The sequence below is a fragment of the Liquorilactobacillus mali genome, from assembly GCF_001437155.1.
Lineage (GTDB): Bacteria > Bacillota > Bacilli > Lactobacillales > Lactobacillaceae > Liquorilactobacillus > Liquorilactobacillus mali_A.
The window spans coordinates 1-13,274 of the sequence record NZ_JQAR01000013.1; the positions used below are offsets into that span (position 1 = coordinate 1).

Annotated in this window: 11 protein-coding genes and 1 pseudogene; 10 read left to right on the forward strand and 2 right to left on the reverse strand. The window is 36.3% G+C overall.

The features are described 5' to 3' along the window. Positions 1-86: 86 nt before the first annotated feature. The 9 genes and pseudogenes from IV36_RS06650 (at position 87) to tnpA (ending at position 10,017) form a co-directional block, all read left to right on the forward strand. Positions 87-920, forward strand: coding sequence for an ABC transporter permease (locus IV36_RS06650; RefSeq protein ID WP_056991426.1), 834 nt, complete (start codon positions 87-89; stop codon positions 918-920). Between the two features lie 11 nt (positions 921-931). After that, positions 932-1,705, forward strand: coding sequence for an ABC transporter ATP-binding protein (locus IV36_RS06655; protein ID WP_056991427.1), 774 nt, complete (start codon positions 932-934; stop codon positions 1,703-1,705). A gap of 40 nt (positions 1,706-1,745) precedes the next feature. Beyond that, positions 1,746-3,026 (forward strand): Zn-dependent hydrolase, encoded by a 1,281-nt coding sequence (locus IV36_RS06660; protein WP_056991428.1) that lies wholly within the window; start codon positions 1,746-1,748, stop codon positions 3,024-3,026. Continuing rightward, the gene (locus tag IV36_RS06665) at positions 3,026-4,360 is read left to right on the forward strand and encodes an amidohydrolase family protein (RefSeq protein WP_056991429.1); all 1,335 of its coding nucleotides are present in this window, start codon (positions 3,026-3,028) and stop codon (positions 4,358-4,360) included. Before IV36_RS06660 ends, IV36_RS06665 begins: the two co-directional genes overlap by 1 nt. Positions 4,361-4,414: 54 nt before the next feature. Further along, on the forward strand, positions 4,415-6,445 hold the full coding sequence (locus IV36_RS06670) for a urocanate hydratase (protein ID WP_201783012.1): 2,031 nt from the start codon (positions 4,415-4,417) through the stop codon (positions 6,443-6,445). A 6-nt stretch (positions 6,446-6,451) separates the two neighbouring features. Further along, positions 6,452-7,720, forward strand: coding sequence for an imidazolonepropionase (gene hutI, locus IV36_RS06675; protein WP_056991431.1), 1,269 nt, complete (start codon positions 6,452-6,454; stop codon positions 7,718-7,720). Positions 7,721-7,757: 37 nt separating this feature from the next. Continuing rightward, positions 7,758-8,342, forward strand: coding sequence for a HutD family protein (locus IV36_RS06680; protein ID WP_056991432.1), 585 nt, complete (start codon positions 7,758-7,760; stop codon positions 8,340-8,342). Next, on the forward strand, positions 8,335-9,219 hold the full coding sequence (locus tag IV36_RS06685) for a MurR/RpiR family transcriptional regulator (protein ID WP_056991433.1): 885 nt from the start codon (positions 8,335-8,337) through the stop codon (positions 9,217-9,219). The genes IV36_RS06680 and IV36_RS06685 overlap by 8 nt, the downstream gene beginning before the upstream one ends. 333 nt (positions 9,220-9,552) lie before the next feature. Continuing rightward, positions 9,553-10,017, forward strand: a pseudogene (gene tnpA / locus IV36_RS06690) (IS200/IS605 family transposase). A gap of 176 nt (positions 10,018-10,193) precedes the next feature. Here the strand turns inward: tnpA and IV36_RS06695 are convergent. Next, positions 10,194-11,057, reverse strand: a complete 864-nt coding sequence (locus IV36_RS06695) for an alpha/beta hydrolase (RefSeq protein WP_056991434.1) — start codon at positions 11,055-11,057, stop codon at positions 10,194-10,196. Between the two features lie 121 nt (positions 11,058-11,178). Further along, positions 11,179-12,066: a LysR family transcriptional regulator gene (locus IV36_RS06700; protein ID WP_056991435.1), complete on the reverse strand. Its 888-nt coding sequence runs from the start codon at positions 12,064-12,066 to the stop codon at positions 11,179-11,181. A gap of 111 nt (positions 12,067-12,177) precedes the next feature. Between IV36_RS06700 and IV36_RS06705 the strand changes: the two genes are divergently transcribed. Beyond that, a complete protein-coding gene (locus IV36_RS06705; RefSeq protein WP_056991436.1) occupies positions 12,178-13,206 on the forward strand; it encodes a YeiH family protein in 1,029 nt (342 codons plus the stop codon). The last annotated feature ends 68 nt before the right edge of the window (positions 13,207-13,274 follow it).

The window sequence follows — 13,274 nt, forward strand, 5'->3', positions numbered from 1 at the left end:
TTCCCTTTTCAATAGGATTTTTATTCATTTACACAAACTATTTTATACTCTCAAATAGTTGTTTAAAAGAAAAAGAGGTGAGCTAATTGAAACAGTTGAGCTTAGAAAAGAATGAACCAAAAATAAAGAAGAAATCTTCTTTTTGGAACATAATGACACCGCAAAGAAAAATATCAAAGAAGTCTTCGATATCTCTAGGTATATTTTCATTTGTTGTTATTTTAGCTCTTTGGAGTTTTATTACGTACGGAAAGATAGTGGGATCAATGTTTGTACCGACTCCAGGTGAAACATTTAAGGCGATGCAAACAATGTTTGCTAATGGTTTCTGGAGTGATATTTGGATAACAGTTTATCGTGTTATGTCAGGTTTTATTATTGCATTAATAGTGGCAATACCGTTGGGAATCTTGGTGGGGGCATATAGCCCCTTTGCTGCTTTATTGGAGCCGGTTTTCTCATTTATAAGATATATGCCAGCTTCAGCTTTCATACCACTTTTTATTTTTTGGATAGGAATTGGTGAGTCGGAAAAAGTAGCCGTCATTATTTTAGGAAGTCTACCTCAGTTGGTACTGATGATTGCAAATAATATTAGAGATGTGGAGAAATCCTTAATTGAGGTCTCCTATACACTAGGAACTAGTACTTTTGATGTTTTATGGAAGGTTATTTTACCAAAGAGTCTGCCAAATATAATGGACACAATTAGAATCGTATTAGGTTGGGCATGGACATATGTAATTGTAGCTGAAATTGTTGGTGCATCATCAGGGATCGGTTTTAGTATTTTACAAGCACAGCGGACGTTCCAGATAGATAGTATTTTTGTTGGGATTTTAACCTTAGGAATTATCGGCCTTATCGTTGATACGGGACTTACAATTATTAATAAAAAATTATTTTCGTGGAACTTTTAGGAGGTTATTTCATGGTAGAAAGTATTGTGGTCAAGAATGTTTCTAAGTCTTTCAAAACAAAATCAGGAGCAGTCCAAGCGCTAAGCAATATTAATTTAGGAATACAAGATAAAGAATTTGTTTCAATTCTTGGAACGTCTGGATGTGGAAAATCGACATTATTAAGAATAATTGGTGGGTTAGAAACAGCTTCAGAGGGTGAAGTATTATGTCACGAATCAATTGTAGATGGCCCTGGCGTGGATAGAGGAATGGTTTTTCAACAATATAGTCTGTTTCCTTGGATGAGTGTACAAAAGAATATTGAATTTGGATTAAAGCAAAAAAACATTCAGAAAAAGCAACGCGAAAAAATTGCAAAAGAATATATTAAACTGGTGGGATTAAAAGGATTTGAAGATTTATTTCCAAAAAATCTTTCCGGAGGAATGAAACAGCGTGTAGCACTAGCTCGAGGTCTAGCTAATAATCCTGATGTTCTTTTACTAGATGAGCCTTTTGGGGCTCTTGATATGCAGACTAGGGAAGTTATGCAGGAATTATTATTAGGTATCTGGCAAGAGTCACCTAAAACAATTTTGATGGTAACACATGATATTGAAGAAGCAATTTTACTTTCTAATAGAGTAATTATCATGAGCTCTCATCCTGGAGAAATTAAGGAAATATTAGATATAGACTTAGGAAACCAAAGAAATTTTGAAACTAGGTTAACTGAAGAGTTTCTTGAATATAAAAGAATTGCCAGCGAAGTAATTCGTGTTGAAACATCTAAAATTTTATAGTTTCAATTGAAAATACTTTTATATTAGGAAGGTTGGTAATTTGAATAATATTAAAGAGGTTAAATTAAAAATAAATAAAGAAAGAATCAAACAAAATATTTTAAAATTAGGTGAGATAGGTTTGAGTAGTGAAGGTGGCGTCAATCGTTCGCTTGCCAGTCAAGCCGATATTGATTCCCGTGAATGGATTAAGGAATATTGGCAAAAAAATATTGTTAAGGAAATCACGACAGATGTCGGTGCAAATTTATGGGGAGAATATCCTTATAGTAATGAAAAAGAGTTAGCTCCTATAATTATCGGATCGCACAATGATAGTGTTCCCGAAGGCGGGAAATATGATGGGGCACTTGGAGTACTCTTGGCTACAGAAGTCACACAGACTCTTGTTGAGAACAAGTTAGTTTTAAGACATCCGCTCAAAATTATTTCACTAACAGGTGAAGAACCAAATCCGTATCAGATTTCCACTCTTGGAAGCAAAATAATATCAGGCGTGGTTAATCAGGACTATCTCAAAAAGTTCAATCATATCGAAACACATGAGGCTTTGTCGGAAGCTGTTGACAGATTAGGTGGAGATTTTAAGCATATTGATGAAAATAAACTCGCGACTAATAGTTTTGCAGCTTTTTTAGAATGTCATATTGAACAAGGCCGAAGATTATTCGAAAGTAATGAACCTGTCGCTATAGTCTCGGGAATTACAGGTATTTATCGTGAATTAATTGTGCTACGAGGGGAAGCTAATCATGCAGGTACGACTGATCTTAAACACCGCAAAGATGCATTATTGGCAATGAGCTGGATTAATCTCGAATTGAGAAAGTTTCTAAGTGAATTTGAACAGTCTGAACCTGTCGTTGGAACGATTGGATTTGCAGAAGTTAAGCCAAATGCAGCTAATATAATTCCTGGTGAGGTAAGATTCAATGTAGATGTTCGTTCAGGTAATTGGGAAAAGGTTCAACAAACTATTAAGTTCTTGGATCAGTGCTTTATGAAATTGGAAGAAAAAGGATTAAAGCTAAATAGAGAAAAGATCCTCAATCAAAAGCCGGCTAAGTTAAACGAGAAAATAGTCAACGCTTTAGAACAAACTATAGAACAAGATTTTGGATATCAGCCGCAGAAGATGACAAGTATGGCAGGGCATGATGCGGCTAATTTGGCTAAGATTGGACGAGCAGGGATGCTCTTTGTAAAAAGCATTGATGGTAAGAGCCACTGCAAAGAAGAATATTCAAGAATTGAAGATATCGAGATAGCCGGCAATGTATTACTCAATGCCATTCTTAAGCTAGATAAGGAGTTGGATTAATGAATAAAATACTACTTCCTAAATATATATATTTTAATGAGAAATTTGAACAAGATTATGGAATAGCAGTTAAAGAAAATCAAATCGTCGCAGTTGCTCCTGCAAATGAAGTGGTTTCAAAATTTCCAGATTTTATCCAAAAAGAATATCATGACACTGTTTTTGTACCAGGAACAGTAAATACACATAATCATTCTTTTCAAAGTTTGTTACGTGGAATTGCAATTGATCAACCTTTTTTAAAGTGGAGAGATAATTCATTATATAAGTATTCTCCCAAAATGAGATTAGAAGATATTTATAACGGAGCATTATTTGCTTATGCTGAAATGATGAAATGTGGTGTTACGTCTGTCTGTGATTTCTTTTATCTACACAATTACGGGACAGAGTCAGATGAAGCTGTTATTCAGGCAGCAAAAGATGTTGGAATTCGATTAGTCTTAGCACGTACCATGTACGATTGGGATGGAGCACCTACGGGTTATCTTGAAACTATCGATGAGGCTGTTAATAATACAAGGCAATTGGCACTGAAATACGAAAATAATTCAATGGTTACTGTTATTCCTGCCCCACACAGCCTCCATGGTGCGAGTCCTAAGATGATTCAAGCAGGGCATAAACTGGCACTTGAAATGGGAACAAAATTTCATATGCATGTTGCTGAAGAAACTTTTGAAGTCGATGCAACACTTGAAAAGCATGACAAAAGAACGGTCGAATTTTTGGATGAATTAGGGGTTGTCGATTCTAGTCTTGTAATTACCCATGGAGTTTGGCTTGAGGATAATGAAGTCAAACTATTGGGAGATAATCATGCTTCACTTAATTACTGTCCATCAAGCAATATGTTTTTAGCCGACGGAATAACTAATATTTCTAGAATGGTTAACAATGATATTAATATTTCACTAGGTAGCGATGGAGCATGTGGTAATAATCGGATCAGTGTTTTTGAAGAGATGCGGATGACAGCATTATTGCAAAAAGCAATTACAAGAGATGCACTTTGTGTTAAATGTAAGCAGGCGTTTGACATGGGAACAAAAAATGGTGGTAAGCAACTTGATTTGAATGTTGGAGAAATAAAAGAGGGACAACTTGCTGACTTTGTGGGGATCGACTTGAATAACTTTTCAATGAATCCATTAAGTGACAATTTAGAGCAGATGTTGCCAAATATTGTCTATTCACTGCAACCTGATGCAATCTCAACTGTAATTATTGACGGAGAGACGACTGTTGAAGACGGAGAATTGGTTAAAGTCTCAGAAGCTGCAGTCTTGAGTAAGGTCAAGGATACTATGAAATATTTTGAAACGATAAATTAATATGAAAGGCGGCAGACTAAAATGTCAGATCTCAAAGAGCAGGATAAGAAAATAATGGAAGCTGGGGAACCAACACTGATTGAATTGACATTAATTGAAAATGATCAACTTCCAGAATATCCAGAATTTGTTGAAGGAATCAGAAGAGCACCTTCACGTGGGTTTAGACTAACTGAGGCACAGACCAAAATAGCCTTGAGGAATGCTTTAAGATATATTCCAGGCAAGTTTCATGAAAAATTAATTCCAGAGTTTTTGAACGAATTATATACAAAAGGCCGAATTTATGGTTATAGATTTAGACCAGCAGGCCGGATTTATGGGCATTCAATTAACGATTACAAGGGTAACTGTGTTGAAGGTAAGGCTTTTCAAGTCATGATTGAGAATAATCTTGACTTTGAGGTCGGGCTTTACCCGTATGAACTTGTTACTTATGGTGAAACTGGTAGTGTGTGTCAGAATTGGATGCAATATCGACTTATCAAGAAATATCTAGAAAGATTAACGAGTAAGAAAACCTTGGTGATTGAGTCAGGACATCCAGTCGGGTTATTTCCATCAGATGAATCTGCACCCAGAGTTATTATTACTAATGCTTTGATGGTGGGTGAATTCGATAATCAAAATGATTGGGAAATTGCTGAAGAAATGGGTGTTGCGAACTACGGGCAAATGACTGCCGGTGGATGGATGTATATTGGTCCGCAAGGTATTGTCCATGGTACATATAATACACTATTGAATGCGGGACGCCAAAAGTTAGGAATTCCATTAGATAAAGATTTAGCGGGGAAATTATTTATTAGTTCGGGCCTAGGAGGTATGAGTGGAGCACAACCCAAGGCTGCAAAAATAGCTGGGGCGGTCTCAATTATTGCAGAGGTTGATCCTTCGAGAATTAAAACGAGACTTGACCAGGGATGGGTTGATCTTTCCCTTTCAGATTTGCACGAAGTGTTTACAAGAGCCAAAAAAGCACAAATAGATAAAGAAGCACTATCGATCGCATATGAAGGGAATGTAGTAGATCTTTTAGATTATGCTGTTACGAATAACATTAAGGTTGATTTGTTATCAGATCAGACGTCATGCCATGCGGCTTATGAGGGTGGATACTGTCCACAAGGTATTAGCTTTGATGAAAGGACTAGGTTACTTGGAGAAAATCGCGCTAAGTTCAATGAATTAGTTGACAAAACGTTGAAGAAGCACTTTAAATTAATAAAAAAATTGGATAAAAAGGGGACTTATTTCTTTGATTATGGTAATTCATTCTTGAAAGCAGTTTATGATGCAGGGGTGAAAGAAGTTTCAAAAAATGGTGTTGATGACAAGGATGGTTTTATCTTTCCATCATATGTTGAGGATATCATGGGACCTAATTTATTTGATTATGGATATGGCCCTTTCAGATGGGTATGTCTATCGGGCAGAAAGGAAGATTTGAAAAAAACCGACGAAGCTGCAATGGAATCAATTGACAAAAATCGGCGTTATCAAGATATGGACAACTACAATTGGATTAGAGATGCAGAAAAAAATGAACTTGTTGTCGGAACACAAGCACGGATTTTGTATCAAGATGCACTTGGTAGAATCCAAATCGCTCTTAGGTTCAATGAGCTTGTTCGCGAAGGTAAGGTAGGCCCTGTGATGATAGGACGTGATCATCATGATGTTAGTGGGACAGATTCTCCGTTTAGAGAAACTTCAAATATCCATGACGGAAGTAATGTTATGGCAGATATGGCAGTTCAGTGTTTTGCAGGAAACGCAGCTCGCGGCATGAGCCTGGTAGCTTTGCACAATGGTGGCGGCGTTGGTGTAGGTCGTGCCATTAATGGTGGATTTGGACTTGTTTTAGATGGAAGTATGCGTGTTGATGAGATTATTAAGAAAGCAATTTTGTGGGACGTAATGGGTGGCGTTGCTAGAAGAAATTGGGCAAGAAATGAGCATGCAATGACAACGACAGCGGAATTTAATCAGAAATATCAGGATGCTGCACATATAACAGAACCATATTTAGTTGATGATCAGTTAATTAATGCGGCTGTTAATCAAAACTTTCCAAAGGAGTAATATACAATGACGAGCTTATTAATTGTACACATTGATCAAATAGCCACACCAACGGGAAAAAGTCAGCGACATGGTGTGGAAATGAATGAGATAAGTCTTGTTCAAGATGGAGCTATCTATGTGGTTGATGATCTAATCATAAGCGTTGGAAAAACTTCAGAGATATTAGCTGATCTTAGAAAGAAAAATATTACTGCTTTTGACGAAGTAATTGATGCAACCGGGCAAGCAGTTGTTCCTGGATTTGTTGATTCACATACCCACTTTTTATTTGCGGGATACCGCGTTGAAGAATTCTACGAGAGAGTGTCCGGTTCTTCATACATGGAGATTATGGAAAATGGTGGTGGAATTCAAGCAACTGTCGAGGCAACCAGGAAAGCCGGGTTCGAAGAGTTAAAAAAACTAGGTTGGCGAAGATTAAATGAAATGATTATACAAGGTGTGACAACTGTTGAAGGTAAGAGCGGTTATGGGTTAGATAAGGAGACTGAAATCAGGCAGCTTCGTGTCTTGCAAGAACTAGCAGTCTCACAGCCAGTGGACCTCGCAATCACTTATCTTGGAGCACACGCAGTGCCACTCGAATTCAAGAATGATAGTGAAGGTTATTTAAATTATATGATTGATGAAATTTTACCGCAGATTAAAGCAGAGAAACTAGCTGAATTTGTTGATGTCTTCTGTGATGAAGGGGTATTCGACTATCAACAATCACAAAAATTGTTGGAGGCAGCCAAAGAACTCGGTTTTAAAGTCAAAATGCATGCAGATGAGATTGCTAATTTAAATGGAGCAGAGTTGGCCGCAAGTATTGAGGCAACCTCGGCTGATCATTTGATTAAGATCTCTTCAGAGGAGATCAAGAAGTTAAGTGAGAAACAAAAAACAGTGGCTACATTACTCCCGTGTACTGCATTTTGTCTTCAGGAAAATTTTGCGCCTGCCAGAGAGTTAATAGATAATAATTGTGCAGTCGCGCTAGCTTCGGATTATAATCCAGGAAGTTCATTCACTTGTTCAATTCCATTGATTATTGCGTTAGCAAGCTTCAAGATGAAGATGACGATGGGTGAAGTACTGACAGGTCTCACTCTTAATGGTGCAGCTGCACTAGACATTGCAGATAAAAAAGGAAGTATTGAAGTTGGTAAAGTTGCAGATTTAGTATTCTTGAAATATCCAGATTATCGCTATCTTATGTACAATACAGGTAGTAATGTTGTAAATAGGGTAATCAAGAGCGGCAAGGTGGTTTTTGAAAATTTAGGATAGCGACAAGAATTTACTTATAAATTTTTGTGGAGGAAATATGGCTAAAATATGTTTAAAAAGAGCTAGCGAGTTTAAGACAACAAGGTGGTCTGGTGGGCAAACAACTGAATTATATATATATCCAGCGGGAAGCTTATATGAAAATAGAGATTTTGGTTTTAGATTATCTTTTGCCACAGTTGAGGTTGATAAAAGTAAGTTCACGTCATTATCAGGTTATAAGCGCATAATAATGCCGCTGACAAATCCAATTGAGTTGGTAAATAATAGTAAAACTACACGATTAATTCCTGGACGATCGTTTAATTTTGCGGGATCTGACTTGATAGAGTCAAGGGGTGTTTCAAAAGATGTAAATCTGATGCACACTAGTGATTTTGCAGGACAGATTAGTACAATAGATGATAATTTGGATAATAAGCTCAACTCATCTTGGGAGTATCTTTGTTTGTATAATCTTGGAGGGAAAAGGATAGTAACTATTAAAGATCAAAAGTTAACTGTTGGCTTAGGAGATTGTGTTATTATTAACAATATTAATAGAGAAAATTTAGAAATTAAAATTGAGATTTCTGGAAATAAGAAAAAGCTGATTCTATTCGAAGTGAAAAAAGGTGGTTAATCTGTCTGATATAAGAATAAAAGAAATAAAAAATAAAGAAGAACTACTGGAAAGACTCATGGTTGTCGGTAAAACCTCGGCAGTTAATAAAAAAATAGCAATGTATGTTGAAAAAAACTATAATGCGATTGTTTTCATGACAGCAGATAAGATCAGTCAAGAAATTGGAGTCAGCCAAGGTAGTATTTCGCGGTTTTGTGTGAAGATGCAATATCGTGGATATAATGACTTCCTAAGATATTTACAGAAGATTATCAGCTCTGAGATGACTACGAGTAAGCGCTTTTCGATGTTAGACAAAGAAGATGACAACGATAAGAATTTGAATATATTGAATCAAGAAGTTAATAATTTACAAGAACTACAAGAATTGGCTCAAACTCCAGAGTATGCCAAAGCCGTGAATTTAATTGCAAAAAGTAAAAAAGTGTTTCTGATTTCCAACAGGATGTCAGCAACAATTCTTCCTTATATGAACTATATATTGAGTAGATTACGTCCTGATGTTTTTGAATTGAGGTATGGTTCACCTGAATGGGAAAACATTGATTTGACCTCACCAGAGGGGATAGTAGTATTTACAACAGTTTTTCCGAGATATTCGAGAACATTGTTAGAGAAGAATAAAAGACTCAAAGAAAGAGGCTTTAAAATTGTAGCATTAACTGACAGCAGGTTATCGCCTATTATAGCATGTTCTGATGTTTCACTAATAACACCAATTACGGTTTCGTCTGTTTTTGATGTTTATAGTACGCCACTATTATTAATTAATTTGTTAATGAGGGATGTGTCTAAGAAGATTCCCAATATTGATAAGAGATTAGATGAGATAGAGAGGATTAATGAGACAAATAATTCATTTTTTTTACATTGAGGAGTGCTAGAAAGCCCAACATATGAAATATTTATCTGCAGGGGTTGGGTCAAAAGTTGCGAGTCGTTCTTTTACCGATTCCAGATAAACGTATTTTTTAAATCAAGATTCTCCGTCTCACAAGAAAGTACTCATGGCATGTTCTGCGCCATGAGTACTTTCTTGGTTTAATTATTGTCTTTAGACCTAGTTGAGCTCGCTAGTGTGCGAAACAATAAACCACCCGCTATGCGGGCGGAAAACAAAGGGGTTAAACCCAAAAACGTCCCTCTTAGATTTAAAATGTGGGTGTCGAAGCCAAACATAAAAAATCTAAAGGAGACGTTATAGGTAATGGCGAATAAACTTAGTAGTCTTGCACATACGAAATGGTTGTGTAAGTACCATATTGTATTCACACCAAAGTATAGGAGAAAAATCATTTATAATCAATATCGACAAGATTTACAAAATGATATTCGCTTATTGTGTCAGTATAAAGGTGTAAAAATATTGGAAGGTCATATGATGCCAGATCATGTTCATCTACTTTTAAGTATTCCACCCAAGTTGAGTATTTCAAGTTTCATGGGATATCTGAAAGGAAAAAGTGCACTAATGATGTTCGATCAACATGCAAATTTAAAATATAAATTTGGAAATCGTCGTTTTTGGTCGGAAGGTTATTATGTTAGTACAGTGGGTATGAATGAAACAACAATTAAGAAGTATATTTAAAATCAAGAAAAACATGATCAAACCGTCGATAAGTTAAGTGTAAGAGAGTACGGGGACCCTTTTAAGGGCCAAAGTAAGTAGTACAAATACCGCTTAAAGAGGTGGCAAGAGTGGCAAACGCAGTTTGGCTTTGACACACAAAAAGCCAGCGCCTTGAGACGCCGGCCGATACATAGGGCTTATAGCCCTGGAGCAAACTACCCGTTTGACGGGTGGTTATGATTCGAATTTTACTGACTTATGGCACACTTTCTCATTTATGAGGCCTTGCCATTGTTTCTTCCCCAAACAAACTTAATTATTTTTTGGCTCACTTCAGGATTTTGACGGAGCATGTGATGTTGAGCACTCCAGCCTTTAAACTCAATCTGATGATAGCTTTTTGCTCTGTTACCGATTAAATATTTAAGTGAACGAGCAGAGGTAGTACTGACACGTCCATCTGAATTGGATCCATTGTCTAAGTTCCCGTAGATATTAAGTACATGAACTTGGTCGATTGGATATTTTTTCTTTCGGTTTAGTAAGAAGTGGTAGAAACTACTCATTTTTTGCGGACGGCTATCGGCAGCTAATCTGTTGTTGGGAAACCGGAAGCCATCAATATTTGATCCATCAAATGGTCCTGCTATATCAACTTGGTGTACTAATTGTGCGGTTTTCTTTTCGTGACCAAGTAAATAATACATTAAATCAAGGTTTCCTAATGAATGGGCAACAACATTATATTTTTTAAAATGATGCTGTGATTGCAGTCGCTCTAAAATTTTACCAAACCAAAAAGCGTAGCGTGAATAATTGCGGTTATGATTGGCGACAAAATTAACTTCGATCAATGGATTATAGCTTTTATTTGTCCAGCGATAGCCATGCAATATATGAATTGCTCCGTTGCGCCACACATTTGCACGCACAACAGTGTTTGTTACTCCATTTTTAATCGCAGAATTTACCATATACCTTTCAGCTCGATAGCTGCTGTCATACCCGTGAATGAAGAAAGTAGGCATATCCGATTTTTTGAAGCCTATTTTCTTTATGTTATCGCTGTGCACGAGTCCCCAACTTGAAGTACACCCCAATATTATTATTATGATAGTAAATAATAATTTGCGCTTCATCATAATTTCCCCTAACTATGTAGTGAATTGAATCCCTTTGAGTCAGAATATCACATCGATGGGAAACACAATGATAGGTATAGATAAAATATAACTTGATTTTTAGAATATTTATAAATACTTAATTATTCAGTGCATCAAGTGAGTGAAACCACTGTTGATAATCAGAAGCAAAAAAACTTTCTTTAGCATAAACAAAGTAAAGTTCATGTTCAACTACTCCCCGTGGTAAGGGTAATTGTTTGAGAATTCCCTGTTTTAAATCATTTTCCACTAAAATCTTATATAAGAAACTGATTCCAACTCCTTTTTTGACAAGCTGTCGCAGCAAAGTCGGTTCAGAAATCGTTAGCAGTTGAGAAAAGTCAGTAAGACTTATATTTTCTTTTTGTGCAAGAGAAGTCAGTATTTCACGTGAACCAGAACCTTCTTCTCTTATAATCAGAGGATACGATAGCAGATCATTCCAAGTTACGCTTTTCTTTCGTGCCAGTGGGTGTGTGCAACTGACAAGGGGTATGAAAGGTTCATTTCTAATGATATGATACGAAAAAGTGTGTTTATCGAAATTTCCCTCAACAATGCCAAAATCGATGGTACCATTACTAATTTGCGCTAAAATACTTGTGGTGTTCCCAGCAACACACTTTATTGCGGTGAAATTAACTTTATTCAACATAATTGAAATCATTTTTTTGCCGATTACTTCGCTCAAAGAACGTGTAATGCCAAATGATATTTCCTGTTTTTGATTGTCATTTTGAAGATTGTTTAGCACCTTTACTGCTTGCGCTTGGGTGCGGGTTAAAAATGCAGCAAGTTGTTCACCTGCGTGCGTTAGGGTCAGTTTTGGACGCTTGTAAATAACGAGCTTCAAATTAAGACTTGTTTCAAGCCGCTGAATTTGTTGTGTTACGGCAGGTTGTGAGATGAAAAGCTGATGAGCAGTTTTGGTGTATGAGAGAGTTTGGCTGAGTACTAAAAATGTTTGATATTCTTGAGAAATCATTACGTCCTCCTATATAGCTATTTCTTATAATAATATAATAAATCATAATTTTATTTTATAGTCAATAATTAGTATGATTAAGCTTGTAAATCGTTGAAAGAGGAATTGAAAATGATAGGAACTATAAAGAGTTATTCGTTTTGGCTTGCTGTTGTAATGACTTTGATTTGCGCAGTAATCGGAACATTTTTAGCACAGTTACCATATTTTTCACTTTTTGGAGCTTTAATCATTGCATTGATTTTGGGGATGATTTTTCAATCTTCAAAAAGGTTAGTATATCAAGCAAGTAGTGGGATAGCATTTATTTCAAATAAATTTTTGCGATTAGGAATTATTCTGCTTGGATTTAAGTTAAACCTTGTTCAGTTAGCACAGGCTGGAGTTAAAACTATTCTATTAGCAATTGTTATTGTTGCAGGTACAATCTTTTTGACATATTTCATTGAAAGAAAATTTGGTGTAGAGCCTGAATTGGCAATCTTAGCAGCAAGTGGTACAGGAATATGTGGTGCAGCTGCGGTAATGGGAATATCACCACAGATTAAAGTGGCTCCAGAAAAACAAGAAAGACAACGTGAAAATGACGTATTAGCAGTTGCAATTGTTGCAATTATGGGGACAGTCTTTACATTTATTGATTTGGGACTGAAGCCGCTATTAGACTTAACACCTACTCAATTTGGTGTTTTTGTAGGTGGATCATTGCATGAAATTGCTCATGCTGTCGCTGCGGGAAGTGCAGCAGGACCTGTGGGGTTGGATAGTGCAATCATTACTAAGCTTTCACGAGTATTGATGTTGGCACCCGTAGCATTACTAATCGGTTTCTGGTATCAGAAAAGAAGTAAGCATGATGGATCGAGCAACGATTCTACTGCAAAATTGCCAATTCCTTGGTTCATGGCAGGATTTATTCTTGCTAGTGTTATAGGTACTTTTGTCCCACTTGGAACTAATATGTTAAATCTTTTGGTGAAAGCTGCATATATTTTCTTAGGGATGGCCATGTCTGCCATGGGAATGAGTGTTAATTTTAAAGTAATACTGAAGAGAGGTTTACCAGCATTTGCAGGGGTGTTTGTTTCTTCAATTGTATTAGGAATATTTGTTTTAGTGGTTAGCAAATTGTACTTTTAATTATTGATTTGTAAAACAGAACATATTTATATGACGGTAATAGGGCCTGGCTCAAAAGATATTCTTTG